This window comes from Paenibacillus sp. CB74 (assembly GCF_055687625.1).
Genome location: NZ_CM146009.1, coordinates 1,802,582 through 1,823,213, shown reverse-complemented (window position 1 = coordinate 1,823,213; position 20,632 = coordinate 1,802,582). Strand labels below are relative to the sequence as shown.

Genomic DNA, 20,632 nt, shown 5'->3' with positions numbered 1-20,632 from the left:
CTGAGCAGGATAATTGAATGAATACCGAGAGAATGCCACGATAAGTGGCATTTTTTTGTTCAAAAAAAATGAACGTTTCATTCAGAAACGGTTCTTTGACTTCCCCATAAGCCCAACATAGAGTGAAGACAAGGATGATGGTTGATTTAGTTGATTTAACTATAAAAATGAGAAGCATATTCCCCTTGACTTTCCCCTGCACGGGAAACTATATACTCGCATTATATTAATAGATTGGAGATGATATGTTGTTCAAAATCAGTGCATTTTCCAGGCTAAGTAGGGTTTCGTTAAAAACACTGCGTTATTATGACCAGATTGGCATACTTAAACCGAGAAAGGTAGATCACGACACGGGTTACCGTTACTATTCCGCAGATCAGCTTCTGGAGCTCAACCGAATCCTCATTTATAAAGAATTGGGGTTTACGTTGCCACAAATCACACAATTGCTACAGGAACATATTACATTGGAGAATATTCAAGGCATGTTTCAACTGAAAAAAAGCGAAATTCAGCAGATTATCGATACAGAACAAGCTAAACTCGTCCGAATTGAGGAACGCTTGCAGCTTATGGAGGAAGAGGGGCACGTCGAAACTGGGCAAGAAATCCGAATCAAAGAGGAAAGAGCTCGGCAGTTTCTTTTTCAGACTGGGTACGGGGGGGATGAGGATATTCCGAGTTTATTTCGTCATTTTGATCAGTCATTAACCAAAGAAATACGTCAAATGATCCAGGGGCCACAGGTTGTTTTGTGGAGAGAAATCCCCGGACAAGAGGAAAAGTTCGAATTGGAAATAGGTTATTTCTTAACTTGTGAGCTGCAATTACCTCCATATCCATTTCAACTCCGGACTCTTCCTGCAGAGCCCATGATGGCCACCATAGCTTATCGTTCCAATGCCACCTTTGCCTGCAAAGCCTGTGTTCATTTAGCTACATGGATTGAGAAAAATAACTATCAGATCAAGGAAAACGAAGCGGGTAGGGAACTATATTTACCCTTATCCCAAGAACAAGATGCACAATTCATAGAAATACAGATCCCAATACTAAATAGATAACTGAAGAAGACGGAGTGGAGTAAAGTGAAAAATAAATGGATCATATATATCTTGGCGTTAACTGTTTTTCTGATCGGAACGCTTGAGTACATCATTACAGGAGTCATTGAAATGATCGCCTCAGACTTGAGCGTGTCTACTTCCCAAGTGGGGTTACTGGTGACTGTATTCGCTCTGTCAGCCGCCATTATTGCCCCGATTCTCATTGCAATTACAATAAATATGGATCGCAAGAAGTTACTGTTGTCCACCCTCAGTGTGTTTATTGCCAGTAACGGGCTCATGCTTTTTAACCTTTCTTACGAAACTTTACTATGGGTACGAATAGTTCAAGGGGCTAGCGGAGGCATGGTTACTGTAGTAGCGATGGCCGTATCTACACGAATGGTTGAAAAAGAAAAGCGGGGCAATGCCATCGGCATCATTTTGATGGGGCTAAGCAGTTCGTTAGTGCTCGGTGTCCCAGTGGGTACATTTTTTAGTGAAAGGTTTGGATGGAGAGTTCTATTTGTATTGATTGGATTGTTAAGTGTTCTTCCATTACTTATTATCAACAAAAAGGTTCCGGTAATCAAAGAGGAAGAAAAGATCACCCTCAGAATGCAGCTCTCCATTTTAAAAAATCCACTCATTCTGACGGCCTTGCTTATTACGTTATTGTATATCGGCGGCTATTCAACACTGTTCACGTATATCACGCCGTTCTTGCAAGCTACATCCACACTTACCATGACCGAGATCAGCGGTGTTCTGTTTCTCGCGGGAATTTGCAGCTTTGTCGGATCAAAAGTGGGCGGACAATTGGCAGATGCAAAGGGATCAAAGTTTACAATTGGTCTAGGCCTTCTGTTACAAGGCGTAACTCTTCTTTTGTTTGCTCTAGCTGGAGTTAATCTTGTGATGTTAATCTTGGTTTTAATGATTTTTATGTTAGCCACGTGGAGCATATCTCCGGCCCAGCAACTATATCTGGTTACACTGGCACCTCGTAATCCTGATATTGCCCTTAGCGTCAATACGTCGTTTATCCAATTTGGTTTTGCACTGGGATCTGGATTAGGCGGGATTGTGATCAGTCGTACATCAGTCCTGTACTTAAATTGGTTGGGTTTTGGAGCTGTATGCATTGCTTTACTTCTTGTCATATTACTATTTAAGAACTTGAGAAGCAGGACGGAAACAACAGATCCAGTGTAATTTCAGTGATGGTAATTGTTGCTTCTAAAGTACTTGGTTTTGTTGAGATGCAATCATCCATTATATGTTAAATAAAAAAAGATCTCTTCAGCATTTACTGCATAAGAGATCTTTTGGGTGTATGACAAAGTTATAATGAGAATCATAGCACATCATCATGCCAAAATATAGCGTGAATCCATTAAGAAATTGCTGTAATAGTATTTAACGTCCACCTGTATTCGAAGCCCAGACAGGATACCAGCCCAAGGCCGGATTTTCATTGTTGTACAGTACCAGATTGCCGTCAGTTTGCATAATGAGCACATTGCCTCTAAGATTAGCAGGCACATTGTCTGCTCCGTACCATGCCTTAGCCCATGCCAGGTTATCCGATGTCCAATAAGGTGTGTTTTGAGGATCGGATATGACCAATTTCCCGCTGAAATAATCAATCTGCAGTTTATGTATTCTTGTGTCTTTTGTTTTGCTGTTCCATATCATTGTACGTGACTTGACATCCCAGATCTGCGCATCACCATAATTGTCAAATTGAAATGAGAACCTGTTATTGTTTGAGACTAACCCTCCACCTGCGACATTATACATAATGTCATAAATCAGTCGATCTCCACTGGCAGCGGAAGTCACAGGAACAAATGGAATCAAAAACATAAACATGGCAAGGCAAGATAAGAAGGCTTTTTTCATGGAACATCCTCTTTTCCTCAATATGTTTTAAGTTACCTGTCAAATATAGCATATAAATTTCTTTAATGGATAAATTTTCAATACAGTTTTACAATCTGCAATATTCTTTTCTGGACTGATCAGTTCAGATATGTTATATTTCCGAAACGGGAGGTGTTACTTATCGCCAGGACAAAAGAATTTGACAAAAATCAAGCGTTACACCAAGCGATGCTGTTGTTTTGGAAAAAAGGATACGAGGCGGCCAGCATTCCGGATTTACTGGATGTGATGGGCATTAGTCGATCCAGCCTTTATGATACATTTTCCGACAAGCAAACCTTGTACAGAGATGCCCTGGAGCATTATAAAAATGGGAGTTCCAATAAGCAGACCATTCTTGAACAAGCATCAAACGTTAGAGATGGAATTCTTCAATTTTTTGAGTATCATATTAATTCTGCATACGATACTAGCCTGCCGGGCGGATGTTTTGTAACGAATACAGCTACAACATTGGATTCACCAGATGAACAGATCACTGTCTTGATCCAGACTAGTTTTTCGGATTTGGAACAAGCTTTTTGTGAGCTTCTGGAGAAGGGTCAACAATCGGGAGAGATAGATAAAACAACCGATATCCAAACATTGTCTTATTTATTGCTGAATTTACATCAAAGCATAAATATTATGGCCAAAACGGGTCAGAATCCGGAACGTGCCAGAAAGATGATTAGCTTAGTAATTGCAAGTATATAATTTTTTTTGACAATTTTGGAATGATTGTTCCGTTATTCAGTTCCTTTTATTTTAAAGATGCCATTTGAAGAGTATACGTAAGACCAAAATTTTTTTGATCATTCTGGAACATTCATTCCGTTATTGAAAGAATCCATCATGAATAAGGAGATGCAACCAATGAAGGTATCGTTTATTGGACTTGGGAATATGGGACTTCCAATGGCACAAAACCTGTTGAAGGCAGGACATGAATTAGTCATCTATAATCGGACCGCCGAAAAAGTTGAACCCTTACTAAAACAAGGAGCACGCTATGCCAAAACACCACTAGAAGCAGCGAAAGAAAGCAATCTTGTAATTACTATGTTATCTGATGATGCTGCTTTGAAGGAGATTGTTGAAGGACCCAATGGCGTACTGAACGGATTATCTGAAAATGGAATTCACGTATCTGCCAGTACGATCAGCGTGGATCTGGCTCGAAAATTATCCGCTTTGCATGCGGAGAGACACCAACATTTTGTGTCTGCCACCGTAATGGGGCGCCCGGATGCCGCTAAAGCAGCTACATTACGTATTATTTTAGCTGGTCCGGAACATGCGAGACAACGAGTACTTCCCATGTTAACAGCATTAAGTCAAGAGGTATTTGAGATTGGGGATCATGGCGAAGAAGGTAACATTGTGAAAATAGGCGTCAACTTTCTAATTGCTTCCATGCTAGAAGCTTTGTCGGAAGCGCAGCTCATGGTTGAAAAGCACGGCATTAAGCCGTCACGATATATGGATGTTGTGAATGCTCTTTTTCAATCTCCGGTATATCAGAACTATGGATCGATCATGACCGAACAGCGCTTTGAACCAGCCGGTTTTAAAATGAAGCTCGGGTTAAAGGATGTTGCATTGGCTATCGAAGCAGCAAAGTCCGTTCAAGCTCCTCTACCTTTAGGCCAGCTTATCCATCAACACCTGACTGAAGGAATTGCTCATGGTTATGGTGAGTTGGATTGGACCGCTTTAATTCGTTGTCTTGAGCATTCCTCTTAAGGAGAGAAAAATATAAGGAGAGATTAATTATGGAAATAGGAGTTACTTCATTCGTAGAAACAAAGCCTGATACTGAGACCGGTGTTGTCATGAGTCACGCTCAGCGATTGCGAGAAGTCGTCGAGGAAATCGTTCTTGCAGATCAGGTAGGGCTTGATGTGTTTGGCATAGGTGAGCATCACCGTGAAGATTATGCAGCTTCTTCACCAGCAATGGTGTTGTCCGCTGCGGCGCCCCTCACAAAACGAATTCGATTGACAAGTGCTGTGACGGTGCTATCTTCAGCAGATCCTGTCCGTGTGTTTCAGGATTTTGCCACGCTTGACGGTCTCTCCAATGGACGTGCCGAGATTATAGCTGGCCGGGGTTCCTTCATTGAATCCTTTCCGCTATTTGGTTATGACCTGAATGACTACGAGGATTTATTTAATGAAAACATTGAACTGCTCCTTAAATTACGGGAATCCGAGAAAGTAACATGGAGTGGGGGCCATCGACCAGCGATACATAATCTGGGGGTGTACCCGCGCCCTGTTCAGAATTCTTTACCTGTCTGGATCGGAAGCGGAGGCACTCAGGAGTCTGCCATACGTGCTGGAATTCTAGGTCTGCCCCTGGTTCTTGCAATTATCGGTGGTAACCCAACAAAATTTGCACCGCTGGTAGAACTGTATAAAAAGGCGGCAGCTCATGCCGGTCATGATGTATCGCAGCTTCGGGTAGGTTCACATTCTATCGGATTTGTTGCTGAAGATACGGAAAAGGCCGCAGAACTCTTTTTCCCGTCCACTCAGTACGGTATGAATAAACTTGGCAAAGAGCGAGGGTGGGCCTATTATGATCGTTCCAGCTATGATGCTGCCCGTAGCTCTGATGGTGCGTTGTATGTAGGTGATCCGGAGACAGTTGCTCAAAAAATTATTCATCTGCGCAGACATGTAGGAATTACACGTTTCATGATGTATGTCCCTTTAAGCACGATGCCACATGAGTTGGTCATGCGGGCTATTGAATTGCTCGGTACAGAAGTTGCACCGCGAGTACGAGAGGAAATTTCCAAATGGGAAGCTGAAATGAGCTAAGAATGAACTGAATAACGTACACGATCAAATTTATTATCAATATTATATTTGGAGGAATTATCATGAGTATTGAGACACGTATATTACCAGAGTTAAGAGAAGTATATTCACAATTTCCAGGGTTTAAATTGGAGGAAAATTTAGAGTGGAGCAGAAGTTTAGTAGCGGCTACCTCTGTGAAGAGCTCAGAGCATGTTACCACAACCAGTCGGCAAATTCCGAGGGAAGGAGGCGAGATGCTGGTCAAAATATATGAGCCGGCCGAACGAACGAATGATTTACTACCAGCCATGTTATGGATTCACGGGGGCGGATACGTGTTAGGACATCCAGATATGGACGACACATTGTGCGAACGTTTTGTTCAGACTGCAGGATGTGTTGTCGTATCAGTCGACTATAGGCTTGCTCCCGAGCATCCTTATCCTGCAGCGATTGAAGATTGTTATGCTGGATTGGTATGGATGACGGTGGAGGCAGCAACGCTTGGCATTGATGTGAATCGGGTTGCCATTGCCGGTGCTAGCGGTGGTGGCGGGCTGACAGCAGCGCTGGCGCTGATGGCGCGTGATAAAGGAGGTCCGTCGATTATCTTTCAAATGCCATTGTACCCGATGTTAGATAATCGTAACATCACGCCATCCAGTCATGAGATTATAGAAGAGGGTTTAATCTGGAACCGAACGGACAACGTGGCTGCTTGGAATATGTATCTTGGTGAGGGGAACGATGGCAGTGGGAGTTCTTCATATGCAGTACCTTCGAGAACAGAGAACTTGGCCGGATTGCCGCCAACCTATACTTGTGTAGGTCAGCTCGATCTATTTCGGGACGAGACGATGGACTATGTGGCACGATTAGCACAAGCAGGTGTGGATGTTGAATTTCACCTCTATCCAGGTTGCTTCCATCTTTTCGAAATTTTTGCTCCGGAAACAGAAGTGAGTGAGCGTGCTGTTAAGGGTTATATGGATGCAATGGCCCGTGCACTTCATCCCAGTAGCACCCTTGAATAAGGATTAATGCGACAGAACCTTTGCACTTAAAGAAAATTGATAATAGTAAACTTTATCTCCTAAGAAGTCACTAATATAGTGACTTCTTTTTGAATAGAGAGCCTTGTTCAATTTCGAGCTCGGAACCTATACTATAGAAAGTTACTCTGACAAGACGATTGAGTTATGGAGCAGGTTGAGCATATACAGAGTTGGATGATCAGTGAATCAAGTAGGTTAAGTTCCTGGATATCAAATTAAATGAGAGCGGAGATTATTATGCGAAAATACATAATCGGAATTGACTTGGGTGGAACCAATATTAAGTCCTCCATTTTCACCCTGGAGTTTCAAAAAATTCACGAAAGAAGCGACCCTACAGAGGCGGTAAAAGGACCGTTCCATGTATTAAACCGAATTGTACACATTTTCCAAGAAATGCTGTCTTCTGAGGGGATTGAGTCAGCTTCTATTCTGTGCATGGGTATGGGCATTCCTGGATTATTAGATCCGGAGCTGGGACTATCCATATTTTCACCTAATTTTCCAGGTTGGGAAAACATTCAGGTCGTGAACTATATGAAAAATAATTTTGAATTTCCTGTTTACATCGACAATGATGTTCGGGTAAATCTGTATGGTGAATGGCAGTTTGGCGCAGGCACCGACTATAAAAACCTGATATTGATAACGTTAGGCACTGGTCTGGGATCTGGTATTGTCAATGAGGGAAAAGTCCTCTACGGTACTACATCAAGTGCAGGCGAGATCGGACATATGAATATGTACCGGGAGGGTCGTCCTTGTCGGTGTGGAAGTTCGGGCTGTCTGGGGAGATACGTGTCTGCGGTAGGAATCGTCAAGACCTTTACTGACAAGCTTGAGGAAGGGCGATCAAGTATGATTCTGAAATGGGTTGGAGAGGATTGGACGACAATTACTGCACGTATGATCTCGGAAGCATATGATCTTGGTGATTCACTTGCAATTGAAGTTATGCATGAGACCGGTAAGATTCTCGGATTTGGTCTATCCAATGTAATCAATCTGTTCAATCCGGAAGTAATTATTATTGGTGGAGGAATGTCGGCAGCCGGTGATCGATTGCTGAATACGGTGCGTGACACTGTTGAGAAACATTCGCTAAAGCTTTCATCCCATGCATGTAAAATAGTGCAAGCGAAATTAGGCGGACAAGCAGGGATGATTGGTGCGGCTGCATATGCCAAAAACAAGATGTCATTATAAAGTATCACAATATGATAATAGATCAATTATGCTTGAGAATATGTCATTGCATTATACAGGCTAAAACCTTAACTTAAAATGACAGCAGAGAACGCTAACAAACTCGTTGACGTATACCTTTTGGATGGCTAAAAAGTTAAGTGTAACTGCCCATTGGACAGAGCGAGAGAGTGAGATTTATCTCTCATTCTGTTATGTCAGCCGGGTTCTTTATGTCGTTTATGAATCGCTTGGGTGATACACCCGTCATTTGTTTGAATTGCCTGCAAAAATGCTCTACATTACGATACCCGCACCTGTCGGCGATCTCTGCAACCGTATATTGATGATGTCTGAGGTACTCTTTAGCTAACCGAATTCGGCTATGAATTACATCTTCCATACACGACACCCCAAAGGAGTTCTTATATACAAGCTGTAAGTATCCCGGACTAATATTCATGGTTTTGGCCATGGCAGCAACTGTCCATGGGTGACTCGGATTATTGTGAATCTCTGTTCGAAGCTTCATCAGAGGATAATGCTGCGGGCCAATACTCTCTTGAACGCAAGACTCCAACAGCTTGTTGAACAGCGTTCGTAGTAAATAATCTATCGTTGATTCTCGGTTGTTTTTCTGGAAAGAATGCTCAGCAACAAGTAATTGAAACAGCTTGTGACAAAATTCAGGATCATCTAATGGAAATGGTTCGCCCTTCGGTAGGGAAGTTTCAGTTACATACATCTCATCACTTTCGAAACGAATCCAATCATTCACATATTGCTCCGTACAAGAGCGATAATATATTTTCTGATGAGGTGGATAGAGAACGGCACAATGAGGTGGATAATCTATCAATTTCCCGCCCACCCAGAACTGTGCAGGAGTCTGCGTAACAACTAACAGCCAGCAATCATGTCCTTCTGGAATATCAAATACAAACGGATGGTTATGGGCAGCATCATATTCGACGTAAAAAATCGTATTCATTGTTCTTCACCTTTACCATGCAGGTTATGGAATAAATAGAGACACTTATGGAACATTGTAGTTGTTCTCTATTATACGAAAGTAATCGTAAGTGTAATAGATGGTCTATCAATTTATATAAGGAGTGTGCATTGAATGAATAAACAAGGTTTGAATCCATACCTTCCATCCTGGGAATATGTCCCCGACGGCGAGCCTTATGTATTCAATGAACGAGTGTATGTGTATGGTTCACATGACCGTTTTAACGGACATGCCTTCTGTCTGAACGATTATGTATGCTGGTCTGCACCCGTGAATGACCTTGGGGATTGGCGAAATGAAGGGGTAATCTACCAAAAAACTGATGACCCCCTTAATCCAAATGGTCATATGTGCCTGTATGCGCCAGATGTTACGCGGGGTCCCGATGGACGGTATTATCTGTATTATGTGTTGGATAAGGTACCCGTTGTTTCGGTGGCTGTATGTGATACACCTGCTGGCAAATATGAATTCTATGGGTATGTACAATATGCTGACGGCACTCGTCTCGGCGAAAGAGATGGGGATGAGCCGCAGTTCGATCCCGGCGTGATGACTGAAGGACCGTATACCTATCTGTATACCGGTTTTTGTGCACCTGGAGACCCCTCAAGACATGGCGCGATGGCCACGATGTTAGGTTCAGATATGCTAACGATTGTGGAAGAACCCGTATTCGTAGCACCGAGCGAACCTTACAGTAAGGGCAGCGGTTATGAGGGCCATGAATTTTTCGAAGCACCTTCCATCCGCAAGAGAGGGGATACCTACTACCTCGTATATTCCTCTATCGTTATGCATGAATTATGTTATGCCACCAGCCTGTTTCCAAATAGAGGATTTACATATCAGGGCGTCATCGTAAGCAACTGTGATCTCCATATCGACTCCTACAAACCTGCTGAAAAACCCATGTATTATGGAGGCAATAACCATGGCAGCATTGTAGAGATCAACGGAGACTGGTATGTTTTCTATCACCGTCATACCAATGGTGACGCATTCAACCGCCAGGGCTGTATTGAGAAGATATCATTTGAAGAGGACGGCAGCATTCCTCAGGTGGAAATGACCTCCTGCGGCTCAAACGGTAGACCGTTGGAGGGAAGAGGCGGGTACCCTGCGTATCTTGCATGCAATCTTTTTACCCAAGAGGATCAAAGGTATACTGGGGGGTTCGGGGCAGGAGCCTGGCTGGACAGCCGATTTCCGAAGATCACCCAGGATGGAAGAGATGGTGATGAAGAGATCGGTTATATTGCCAATATGGTTGAATCTGCAACGGCAGGGTTTAAGTATTTTGATTGCAAAGGGATTCGCCAGGTCTCAATCAAGGTGCGTGGATATTGTAACGGGGTATTCGAGGTCAAAACAGTATGGGACGGTCCTGCACTGGGTACAATACCGGTACATTTCACTAATCATTGGAAACCCTATACAGCCGAGATTAATATTCCGGATGGTATACAGGCGTTGTATTTTACATATCGGGGTTCGGGAAGTGCGAGCCTCGCTGCATTTATTTTAGCGTAAAAGTTACAACAGAACATCGAATACCTGAGAAAGATAGAGCAGCTTCTGGACATCCAGTAGCTGCTTTTTGTATTGGTTAGCTTCATGCGGCTCAGAGATTGCTACATCTCAGTCATCTGAATGTGTGGCTTCACCATTCTGCTGCGAATGACTGCGAAATTCACTTGGCGCGATGCCTGTCCACCGCTTGAACTGGCGGCTGAAGTGCGCATTGGTCTTATACCCCAGCATCATCGCAATATGGTCTATGTTCAGGTCCGTTTGTTTTAACAAGCGCTGCGCTTCGTTCAGAAGGGTTTCCGATAGAAACTTACGCGGAGCGATGCCGTATACCTGCCGAAAAATACGATTAACCTGTGACGGGCTAATGCTCAGCGACTTGGCAATATCTTGAATCCAGGTTCGCTCGCTCTCCTGAATTTCCCCATGAAGATGGATATATCTCACCGAATCCTCAATGTGCTCAGCAATCTGATGGGCAATGGTTTCTTTTCTCGACAACGTAACGGATGCTTGCTGAGATAACTGTCCGACCAGGGAACCGAGCAGTTCGAACACAGCAGCATGCACCTTCATCTGTTTGGAAGAGGATAGCGAACTCGACAAATGCTCTGTGGCCAGATTATACAAGGTAGACAGGGAAGAGGACAGCCCCAGAGCCAAATTCGAATTTGCCGGATAATAGATGTCTTTGCAACGGTTGAGTTCTCTGCAAAAGGACGTATCCTGTACACTGAAATGCACGGAAAAGTATGTGAACCCCTCCGGTCCGGCACCCGTACAGGAATGCGTCATACCAGGGCGAATGAACAGAAGATCGCCTACAGTCTGACTGTATAACTGTCCGTTAACAACCATATTCATCTGGCCGTCCATCATCCAGTGCACTTCATACATTGAATGCTCATGAGATGGATACGTCCAGGTTGAATCCACTTTTCTTGCATGTAGCCCCAATAATTGAAAAGACATGCGAACATCAGGCAGACGACCCAAATACACGGCTTCCGAAAGCTTGGCCACAGCACCCCAACCTCCTTATCCTTCTATACTCCAACATCTTATCATTTCGTTGATATCCACTGAACTGAGAATACACACAGGGACGAGAGATGAGTACATCATCCTAGGTTCATCTAATCTAGATTTATCTTAACAGAAAAAAAATGCGTGAAAAGGGTAATTCGTTGGAGTGATTAGAACATCGTCACGAAACCTGGCTGGTGCTAAGGTAATATTATCAACCCAATAGGGAGAATGGGGGCAAGCTTGAATGCGAATTATTCGATTTCTGGACGGGCAACAAAAGTGGCTGGCAGCCGTTACGGATGATGAAAAAGCCTATCGTTTGCCGCAAGCCGATTTTATGACTTTGATCCATCAAGCAAAAGAACAAGGGATATCACCTGTTCAACTTATTGAAAGCGCTTTTAAACCATTAAACAAGCTGACGGATGATTGGACTACCTTGCATCTGATCACACCAGTGGATGCCCCGGAAGTATGGGCGGCAGGTGTTACGTATCAACGAAGCAGGGTAGCGAGAAATTATGAAGCGACGGATGGAAAAATGGATGCAACGACCTTTTACGATAAGGTATACGATGCGGAAAGACCCGAAATCTTCTTTAAATCCACGGCAGCACGAACGGTAGGTCCGAATGATGCCGTCACGCTCCGAAGCGACTCCACGTGGCAGATCCCGGAGCCTGAGCTTGGATTGGTGCTTGCGGGTGACGGAAGTATTGTAGGATACATTGCCGGTAATGACATGAGCTGCCGTGATATTGAAGGGGAGAATCCGCTGTATCTGCCACAAGCCAAAATGTGGCGCAACTCCTGCTCCATCGGTCCGGCTATCCGATTGACAGAAACGGTGCAGAATCCCTACGCATTCAGCATTGTCTGCGAAATTTATCGCGCAGGTGAACTGGTTGTTAAAAGCGAGGCAAACACAAGTGAATTAAACCGTAAGCTGGATGAATTGGTCTCTTTTTTAGCAAGGGACAATGATTTGTTTGACGGTACGGTTCTTTTGACAGGTACAAGTATTGTTCCCCCTAATGAATTCACACTTGAACCCGGAGACCGGATTGAAATATCCATTAGTGATATCGGGACACTCGTGAATTCTGTTATTTCAAACTAATCTATAAGGAGGATAAGGCTATGACCGCATTTCAAGTGGAGCAGACGTACAACAATTATATTAACGGAGAATGGGTGAAGGCCACATCTGGTGAGACCGAACCGAGCATCAATCCTGCAAATCGGAAGGAAGTTGTCGGCTATGTACCCACTTCCGGCGTAGAGGATTTGAACCGGGCTGTCGCAGCGGCGAAGGAAGCAGCAAAAAAATGGCGGAGATTATCGGGTGCAGAACGCGGCAACTATCTATTTCAGGCAGCAAATGTGCTGGAACGTCGGGCCGATGAAGTTGCAGAGGCGATGACCAGGGAAATGGGCAAAACACTTCCTGAAGCCAAAGGAGAGACGATGCGCGGTGTAGCGATCTTAAGGTATTACGCCGGAGAAGGCATGCGAAAAACAGGAGACGTTATCCCCTCGACAGACAGTGAAGCGCTGATGTTTACGACTCGTGTACCCCTTGGCGTAGTAGGAGTTATTGCCCCTTGGAATTTCCCTGTAGCCATTCCGATTTGGAAAATGGCTCCGGCCTTAATCTATGGCAATACAGTTGTGTTGAAGCCGGCTCAGGAAACTGCGGTCACTGCGGCTAAAGTCATGGAATGTTTTGAAGAGGCGGGTATCCCGGCAGGCGTTCTTAATCTGATTTGCGGCAGAGGCTCGGTGATCGGTTCAGCACTTGCCGAGCATCCTGATGTGGGTGGAATAACGTTCACGGGTTCCAATGAAGTGGGGAAACGGGTCGGTGCTGCAGCGCTAGCACGTGGGGCCAAGTATCAACTCGAGATGGGTGGCAAAAACCCGATCATCATTGCAGCTGACGCTGACCTGGATTTGGCTGTCGAAGCCACCATCAGTGGTGGATTGAAATCAACAGGGCAAAAATGTACAGCTACCAGTAAGGTCATCATTGAACGAAACGTATACGATGCCTTTAAAGAAAAACTGCTCTCGCAAATCCAGGAAATCCGGCTGGGTGACGGCATGTCTGCTGGAAGCTGGATGGGGCCATGTGCGAGTGAAGGACAACTCAATACGGTGCTGAGTTATATCCAAAAAGGTCAGGATGAAGGTGCCGTTCTGCTTGCTGGCGGAAAAAGAGGAGACGGTCCCGGACTGGAAGAGGGATTCTATGTGCAACCGACTGTATTTGAAGGGGTCGAATCCCATATGTCCATTGCCCGGGAAGAAATCTTCGGTCCGGTTCTGGCCTTAATTGCAGTAGATTCCCTGGAGGAAGCGATTGAAGCGGCGAATGACAGCGACTACGGCTTAAGTGCTTCCATCTATACTCAGAACGTAGGGGCGATGCTGTCCTTCATCCGGGACATGGATGCAGGACTTGTCAGAATTAATGCAGAAACGGCCGGCGTAGAGCTGCAAGCTCCGTTCGGTGGAATGAAGATGTCAAGTTCACATTCCAGAGAACAGGGGCAAGCGGCTATCGAGTTTTTCACCGCCATCAAAACGGTCTTCGTGAAGTCATAAACTGTGGGGGGCTATCATGCACGAACAGATTACGTCGATTATGGGGGAGAAGGCATCCAACTGCTTCGATATCATAGCACATGCTCCAGGGGCTGCCGGACGGCTGCCATTAACGGATGATTTACTGCGAAATGCTCCAAGTGGCGACTTGTTCGGCATGTCCCAGAATGTTGGAATGGGATGGAAACCTGGGGAATTGAACGGAAAACAATTTCTGATCTTAAGTACACAAGGCGGCATTCGCAACGAGGATGGTAGTCCCACAGCCCTCGGTTACCATACGGGTCACTGGGAGGTCGGTCTACTGATGAAAGCTGCCGCAGAAGAACTGTCAAGCCGGGGAGGAGTCCCGTTTGCCGGCTATGTCAGTGATCCGTGTGACGGCAGATCACAGGGAACGACCGGCATGTTCGACTCGCTTCCTTACCGGAACGATGCTGCCATGGTATTTCGCAGACTGATTCGCTCGCTGCCGACACGTAAAGGGGTGCTGGGTGTCGCTACTTGTGACAAAGGTCTTCCGGCAATGATGCTCGCGCTTGCCGGTATGCCTCAATTGCCTGGTGTAATTGTTCCCGGTGGCGTCACGCTTCCACCTACCGATGGAGAGGACGCCGGTAAAATTCAGACCATCGGTGCACGATACGTCAGCGGGGAACTTTCGCTCGAAATGGCGTCGGATTTAGGATGCCGCGCGTGCGCTACGCCGGGAGGAGGCTGCCAGTTTCTAGGTACCGCCGCAACAGCCCAGGTCGTAGCAGAGGCCATGGGTATGACAGTACCACATGCCGCGCTTGCACCTTCCGGGCAGCCCGTCTGGATTGAAATGGCGCGCCAATCGTCACGCGCACTCATCCATATGGAGTCTCAGGGAATGAGGATGGCAGACATCGTCACGGATGCATCCATTCGCAATGCCATGACCGTGCACGCTGCGTTTGGCGGATCGACCAATCTGCTTCTTCACATACCAGCGATAGCCCATGCGGCTGGTTTAACCGTGCCTACGGTACAGGATTGGATACAAGTCAACAAGAATGTTCCAAGACTGGTTAGTGCCCTGCCTAACGGTCCGATCTTTTACCCGACCATTCGCGTCTTTCAGGCCGGAGGTGTACCAGAGGTTATGCTTCACCTCAGACAGCTTGGTCTGTTGGATGAGTCTGTACCAACGGTTACAGGTACGTCATTGGGGCAGGTGCTGGATTGGTGGGAATCGTCGGAACGCCGTCATCTCATGCGGAAGCAGTTGAAAGAGCAGGACGGCATCGATCCGGACAGTGTCATCATGAGTGTAGAACACGCCCAACAGCTTGGCATCTCTTCGACCGTAACATTTCCAACCGGAAACATCGCTCCGGAAGGTTCTGTCATCAAATCCACCTCTATTGATCCTGCTGTGCTGGATGAGAATGGCGTGTACCGTCATCGTGGCAGAGCCAAGGTATTTACCACCGAACGCGAGGCGATCCGTGCGATTAAGACCGGAGGTATATCGGCTGGGGATGTGGTCGTGCTGCTCGGACGAGGTCCATCCGGAACCGGAATGGAGGAGACGTACCAGCTAACCTCTGCGCTTAAGCATTTGTCTTTTGGCAAATACGTGTCACTGATTACGGATGCCCGGTTCTCCGGTGTTTCCACCGGTGCGTGTATTGGTCATGTTGGCCCCGAAGCGCTGGCAGGCGGACCAATTGGCAAGCTGCGGAACGGAGACCTGATTGACATCGTGGTGGATCGGAACACGCTGGAGGGCAGCATTAACTTTATCGGAGAAGGAGAGATTGAGGTTTCGCCGGAAGAAGGTGCTCTCATCCTGGCACAAAGGACCTTCCATCCGGATATGCGGCCTGATGAAGCTTTGCCGGACGATACAAAGCTCTGGGCTGCGCTGCAATCTGTCAGCGGCGGAACATGGAGAGGCAATGTATACGATGTAGAGCGAATTGTAACTGCTCTGGAAGCCGGCAAAAAAGCGCTGGGCTGGTACTGATTTCTACCTTTCGTGTATCTGCTGTTGTACAGATTATCACTTTCATACCGGAGGTTTCTTCCATGAACAGTATCAAGAAAATGATCACCAATCCCATCCTCCCCGGATTTCATCCAGATCCGTCCATATGCCGGGCGGGAGAAGATTATTATATCGCCACGTCCACCTTCGAATGGTTCCCCGGTGTTCGCATACACCATTCGCGAGATCTGGTTCATTGGCGACCAATCGCTTCACCGCTGACTCGTGCAACGCAGTTGAACATGGAGGGCAACATTAACTCCGGAGGTGTATGGGCGCCATGTCTCAGTTATGACAACGGCGTGTTTTACCTGATCTACACCGATGTCAAAAGCCGGGTAGGCGCTTTTAAAGACACTCACAATTACCTTGTGACAGCAACCGATATTGAAGGGCCTTGGTCCGAACCGATATATCTCAACAGTAGCGGTTTTGATCCTTCCCTGTTTCATGATGAGGACGGACGGAAGTGGCTGGTCAATATGATGTGGGATCACCGCAAGGGCAAAAACCGGTTTGCAGGCATCGTTCTGCAGGAGTACTCGGTTGGGGAGCAAAAGCTGGTCGGGCCAGCCAAGAACATTTTTGAAGGAACCGCTTTAGGATTAACCGAAGCACCTCATCTGTATAAACACAAGGACTATTATTATCTCATTACGGCTGAAGGGGGAACCGGTTATGAGCATGCGGTTACAGTAGCACGTTCCCGTACACTACAAGGCCCTTACGAGGTTGATCCAGCCAATCCGATCCTTACTTCATATGGCAGAACGGATTTGGCTCTGCAGAAGGCAGGCCACGGCAGTCTTGTTGAAACACATACCGGCGAATGGTACATGGCTCATCTGGTTGGACGACCCGTTCATCAAAAATATTGCATTCTTGGACGTGAGACCGCACTTCAGCCGTGTACGTGGAGCGAGGACGGCTGGCTGAGGCTTGCGAGCGGTAACCGGTATCCCGAGGTCCAGGTCATTGCACCGAAGATTACGGCACATCCGTTTGAACCGTTAGCTGAAATGGATCATTTTGATCAATCCGAGCTTCGGAATGACTGGAATACTCTTCGCATTCCACCCGACCCGACTTGGCTCAGCTTGTCGGAACGTCCCGGTTACTTGCGCTTGCACGGTATGGAGTCGATGAGTTCAACGCATAGGCAAAGCATGATCGCGCGAAGATTGCAAACGTTTGAGTGTGAAGCCGAAACAGCTCTGGAATTTGCGCCGGACAATCCACAGCAGATGGCAGGATTGATTTTGTACTACGATACCAAGGACTATCTCTATTTACGTGTAACTTATCATGAAGAAAAGGGGCTGTGCTTGGGAATAATTCAGTCCAAGTACGGGGTGTATGACGAACTGTTAGAGGATATTCCGCTAGAGTCGGTGAATACGCTTCGCTTAAAAGTAGTGGTTGATCATGATCGCGCCCGCTTTTACTATGCGTTAAACAAGGATTCATCCTGGAATCATGTAGGCGAGTGGGTTGATATCACACATCTGTGCGATGAATCTCCGGAGTATATTCGGTTTACGGGAACCTACATCGGACTTTGTGTGCAGGATCTCGGTGGAACTCGAAAACATGCCGATTTTGATTACTTTGTGTATAGAGAAACAAAGCATGAAGTGAATGCATTAAGCCATATAGATTCAGCGGATGGTGTGTCTGGAGAGTTATCAAGAAATTAGAAGATTGTGTGATATTGCCCAAATGTTATAAGGTGAACTCGTGATAAAATATTTCTATTCGGATAAAGCAGCGCTCCCTTGTGAAGGGGGCGCTGCTTTATAAAATAGGGATGAATAACTACATAATAATATGATATTATGTTTGTCGGTAACAGGTCGAATATAATAGTTGGAGGCATATTATGAAATTATATAAAGTTGTTCAACCCCATAATTCAAACTATCCCGATCCCATCGTTTTAGCTAAAGGAGATACGATCCTATATGGGAGAGAAGATACTGAATTCCCCAACTGGATTTTCTGTGAATCCGTACATTCTAAAAAAAGCGGCTGGGTACCGAAGCAAATATTAAGCACTCCCAATGAAGAACAGATCGCGACTGCATTATCAGATTATTCAGCACACGAATTAACCGTAAAACCCGGTATCATCGTTACAAAAGAATTTGAACTAAATGAATGGAGTTTTGTTCATACCGCAGAGGGTGAAAAGGGCTGGTTACCAAATAAGGTATTGATTCCATCGGAATAAATAAGGAAATTGAAACAGAATCAATGAGCACATCTGAACAAATTCCGGTCGTGACATGTACGCGATATCCAGTGTATACCCGTCAGGTAAAACCAGGCTGGCGTCGGCACCTTGCAGATACTGAAAATCACGAATGGTTTCAGGGCTTAAGGAATCGCGACATGCTTCACGGTTCTCCGGTGTCGGTAAGTGCCAGTACGTCTCCCAGGCTCCCCATGCGTCACTAAATCCCTCCATATATGCATTCCCATTCTGACTAATGATAGCTTAAACCTTTTCCGGATGAGCAACGGCCAATCTATTCCCCACAGGTGCACCGTAATCAAATACATATAGTACATACTTATTGAGAGATAGGGCTTGAGTAAAACCTTCAATCACCTGGAACAGGTTCTCAAATGTAAAGTTGAATGGAAACCCATGTAATAACAATATAACTGGACCATCCTTGGAACCAGCTTCATGATAAAAACATCGACCTCTCCAACTTTTTGCCGCTGATAACTAATTCAGTTGTTATCTAAGGCAGACATATCGTTCATCGTGATTTTCAAATCAACCTACTCGAGATCATGAATCAAACGTCTCACCCACATAATGAAACGAGTGAATATGAGTTTTGGTCAGTTCGATCACATTCTTGATAAAAACATGACGTGATTCATGATATCCGCTTAATATCCAATTGTTCAATAGTCCAAAAAAACCGTAGGCGGTATAGTACTTGAAATAGTCCATGTTCACCGGGGAGTTATTGATCGTCTCAAAGACAAACTGTTCCTGATAGATTTTGAGTATAGTTTGGGGGAAGCCTGTATGTAGACCGGGTAACGTGTCATCGTATTGAATCAGTTCGAAGAAGTCTCGGTTTTCATAGATATAATCCACGATTTGAAAAGATTCGGCGTCCAGCTTGTTTGTTGAAACCTTTTGACCGTGCCAATAGGGCCTACCTACTGCCCCTCTTAATCCTTGAAGTGTTGTACTCAGCAATTCTTCAGCGAGAAGATATTTGTCCTGGTAGTGTAAATAAAACGTGCTGCGATTGTAACCCGCCTGATCAACGATGTCCTTGACAGACACACCATGAAAGCCTTTTTTCTTAATGAGCTGAATCAGAGCGGTTTTTAGGTGCTCCTTGGTTCGATTACGATGTTGAGCTGTCACAATAAGTTCATTATTCATTCGAAAAAACTCCTATAAATATAGACATATTTTTATGAAGTGTCCACGAGGTAGACACTTGGTCATATCTTAATGATTGGAATGTTACAATTTTAAGCATAGAATTAGTTTTGTAAACATCATATAGCACTATTTATATAGGCGCTATTCAAAATATTATACTGGGGGATTTATTCATGGGCAAACTACAGGATAAAGTAGCAATTATTACAGGAGGAGCATCCGGAATCGGCGCAGCAACAGCTCGTCTGTTCGTTTCCGAGGGAGCCAAAGTGGTTTTGGTCGATCTGAATGAAGAAAAAGGCAAGGCGTTCGAACAGGAACTGAAAGCGCTTAATGCGGAAGTTCTCTTTATCAAAGCAAACATCACGAGTGAAGAAGAGGTTGCCGAGATGTTCAAACAAACCGTCCAAGCCTTCGGTCAAGTGGATATCGTATTCAACAATGCGGGAATCGGACGAGTTCATCCAACGCATGAGCTTGACTACGCCGAATGGCGTAATACGGTCAATGTTGATCTGGACGGCGTTTTCTTGGTGGCTCGTGAATCAATTCGCGAAATGCTGAAAATTGGCGGCGGCACAATCGTCAACACGGCATCCATGTACGGATGGGTTGGTTCGCCTGGTTCAGCAGCTTACAATGCAGCTAAAGGTGGCGTTGTGAATCTGACTCGTTCCCTCGCGCTGGAGTATGCTGAGCAGAATATTCGGGTGAACTCCCTTTGCCCAGGCTTCATCGATACACCGATTATCCCGGAAGAGAGCAAACAAGCACTTGCTGCATTAACACCGATGAAACGTCTTGGTCAAGCAGAAGAGATGGCGAAAGCCGTTCTGTTCCTCGCTAGCGATGATTCTTCCTATATGACAGGAAACAGCCTGATCATTGATGGAGGATACACTGCACAATAAGTGTAGCAATTGTCAAAGCACACAAGAAAGAACATAGTTCCATTAAAAGTCGCTAATCTAGCGGCTTTTTTTATTTTATT

The 20,632-nt window shown here is 45.4% G+C and carries 19 protein-coding genes; 14 read left to right on the top strand and 5 right to left on the bottom strand.

Going from position 1 to position 20,632, the window contains the following annotated elements; all coding sequences use genetic code 11:
• Positions 1-248 precede the first annotated feature (248 nt).
• Together ACX9NY_RS08255 and ACX9NY_RS08250 are read left to right on the top strand one after the other, a co-directional pair.
• Complete coding sequence (locus ACX9NY_RS08255) at positions 249-1,067, top strand: MerR family transcriptional regulator (protein WP_342573389.1); 819 nt, start codon at positions 249-251, stop codon at positions 1,065-1,067.
• A 24-nt stretch (positions 1,068-1,091) separates the two neighbouring features.
• Positions 1,092-2,264 carry an MFS transporter gene (locus tag ACX9NY_RS08250; RefSeq protein ID WP_342569920.1) on the top strand — a complete coding sequence of 391 codons (1,173 nt, stop codon included), beginning with the start codon at positions 1,092-1,094 and terminating at the stop codon, positions 2,262-2,264.
• A gap of 204 nt (positions 2,265-2,468) precedes the next feature.
• Here the strand turns inward: ACX9NY_RS08250 and ACX9NY_RS08245 are convergent, their stop codons facing one another.
• A complete protein-coding gene (locus tag ACX9NY_RS08245; RefSeq protein ID WP_472478044.1) occupies positions 2,469-2,954 on the bottom strand; it encodes a hypothetical protein in 486 nt (161 codons plus the stop codon).
• A gap of 153 nt (positions 2,955-3,107) precedes the next feature.
• Between ACX9NY_RS08245 and ACX9NY_RS08240 the strand changes: the two genes are divergently transcribed.
• From ACX9NY_RS08240 to ACX9NY_RS08220, 5 genes are all read left to right on the top strand, one after another.
• Complete coding sequence (locus ACX9NY_RS08240; RefSeq protein WP_472478042.1) at positions 3,108-3,692, top strand: TetR/AcrR family transcriptional regulator; 585 nt, start codon at positions 3,108-3,110, stop codon at positions 3,690-3,692.
• Positions 3,693-3,842: 150 nt separating this feature from the next.
• On the top strand, positions 3,843-4,721 hold the full coding sequence (locus ACX9NY_RS08235; RefSeq protein ID WP_472479243.1) for an NAD(P)-dependent oxidoreductase: 879 nt from the start codon (positions 3,843-3,845) through the stop codon (positions 4,719-4,721).
• Positions 4,722-4,750: 29 nt separating this feature from the next.
• Positions 4,751-5,803 carry an LLM class flavin-dependent oxidoreductase gene (locus ACX9NY_RS08230; protein WP_472478040.1) on the top strand — a complete coding sequence of 351 codons (1,053 nt, stop codon included), beginning with the start codon at positions 4,751-4,753 and terminating at the stop codon, positions 5,801-5,803.
• Between the two features lie 62 nt (positions 5,804-5,865).
• Positions 5,866-6,819 (top strand): alpha/beta hydrolase, encoded by a 954-nt coding sequence (locus ACX9NY_RS08225; protein WP_472478038.1) that lies wholly within the window; start codon positions 5,866-5,868, stop codon positions 6,817-6,819.
• A 258-nt stretch (positions 6,820-7,077) separates the two neighbouring features.
• A complete protein-coding gene (locus tag ACX9NY_RS08220) occupies positions 7,078-8,046 on the top strand; it encodes an ROK family protein (RefSeq protein WP_472478036.1) in 969 nt (322 codons plus the stop codon).
• Positions 8,047-8,230: 184 nt separating this feature from the next.
• Here the strand turns inward: ACX9NY_RS08220 and ACX9NY_RS08215 are convergent, their stop codons facing one another.
• Entirely contained in the window at positions 8,231-9,016 is a 786-nt protein-coding gene (locus tag ACX9NY_RS08215) for an AraC family transcriptional regulator (protein ID WP_472478034.1), read from the bottom strand.
• A gap of 135 nt (positions 9,017-9,151) precedes the next feature.
• Here ACX9NY_RS08215 and ACX9NY_RS08210 point away from each other — a divergent pair, with 135 nt between their 5' ends.
• The gene (locus tag ACX9NY_RS08210; RefSeq protein WP_472478032.1) at positions 9,152-10,573 is read left to right on the top strand and encodes a family 43 glycosylhydrolase; all 1,422 of its coding nucleotides are present in this window, start codon (positions 9,152-9,154) and stop codon (positions 10,571-10,573) included.
• A 108-nt stretch (positions 10,574-10,681) separates the two neighbouring features.
• On the opposite strand, the gene ACX9NY_RS08205 is transcribed toward ACX9NY_RS08210, so the two are convergent.
• A complete protein-coding gene (locus ACX9NY_RS08205) occupies positions 10,682-11,596 on the bottom strand; it encodes an AraC family transcriptional regulator (RefSeq protein WP_339233587.1) in 915 nt (304 codons plus the stop codon).
• A 250-nt stretch (positions 11,597-11,846) separates the two neighbouring features.
• On the opposite strand from ACX9NY_RS08205, the gene ACX9NY_RS08200 reads away from it, so the two are divergent.
• From ACX9NY_RS08200 to ACX9NY_RS08180, 5 genes are all read left to right on the top strand, one after another.
• Complete coding sequence (locus ACX9NY_RS08200; RefSeq protein ID WP_339233589.1) at positions 11,847-12,722, top strand: fumarylacetoacetate hydrolase family protein; 876 nt, start codon at positions 11,847-11,849, stop codon at positions 12,720-12,722.
• A 20-nt stretch (positions 12,723-12,742) separates the two neighbouring features.
• Positions 12,743-14,209: an alpha-ketoglutaric semialdehyde dehydrogenase GucD gene (gene gucD / locus ACX9NY_RS08195; RefSeq protein ID WP_472478031.1), complete on the top strand. Its 1,467-nt coding sequence runs from the start codon at positions 12,743-12,745 to the stop codon at positions 14,207-14,209.
• A 16-nt stretch (positions 14,210-14,225) separates the two neighbouring features.
• A complete protein-coding gene (locus tag ACX9NY_RS08190) occupies positions 14,226-16,202 on the top strand; it encodes a YjhG/YagF family D-xylonate dehydratase (RefSeq protein ID WP_339233594.1) in 1,977 nt (658 codons plus the stop codon).
• A gap of 62 nt (positions 16,203-16,264) precedes the next feature.
• Entirely contained in the window at positions 16,265-17,920 is a 1,656-nt protein-coding gene (locus ACX9NY_RS08185; protein WP_472478029.1) for a glycoside hydrolase family 43 protein, read from the top strand.
• Positions 17,921-18,102: 182 nt separating this feature from the next.
• A complete protein-coding gene (locus ACX9NY_RS08180; protein WP_339233598.1) occupies positions 18,103-18,453 on the top strand; it encodes an SH3 domain-containing protein in 351 nt (116 codons plus the stop codon).
• On the opposite strand, the gene ACX9NY_RS08175 is transcribed toward ACX9NY_RS08180, so the two are convergent.
• On the bottom strand, positions 18,421-18,690 hold the full coding sequence (locus ACX9NY_RS08175; RefSeq protein WP_472478027.1) for a hypothetical protein: 270 nt from the start codon (positions 18,688-18,690) through the stop codon (positions 18,421-18,423). The two genes, ACX9NY_RS08180 and ACX9NY_RS08175, sit on opposite strands and share 33 nt — an antisense overlap.
• Positions 18,691-19,023: 333 nt before the next feature.
• Positions 19,024-19,638 (bottom strand): TetR/AcrR family transcriptional regulator, encoded by a 615-nt coding sequence (locus ACX9NY_RS08170; protein WP_472478025.1) that lies wholly within the window; start codon positions 19,636-19,638, stop codon positions 19,024-19,026.
• 176 nt (positions 19,639-19,814) lie between these two features.
• Between ACX9NY_RS08170 and ACX9NY_RS08165 the strand changes: the two genes are divergently transcribed.
• Entirely contained in the window at positions 19,815-20,552 is a 738-nt protein-coding gene (locus ACX9NY_RS08165; RefSeq protein WP_472478023.1) for an SDR family NAD(P)-dependent oxidoreductase, read from the top strand.
• Positions 20,553-20,632 lie beyond the last annotated feature (80 nt).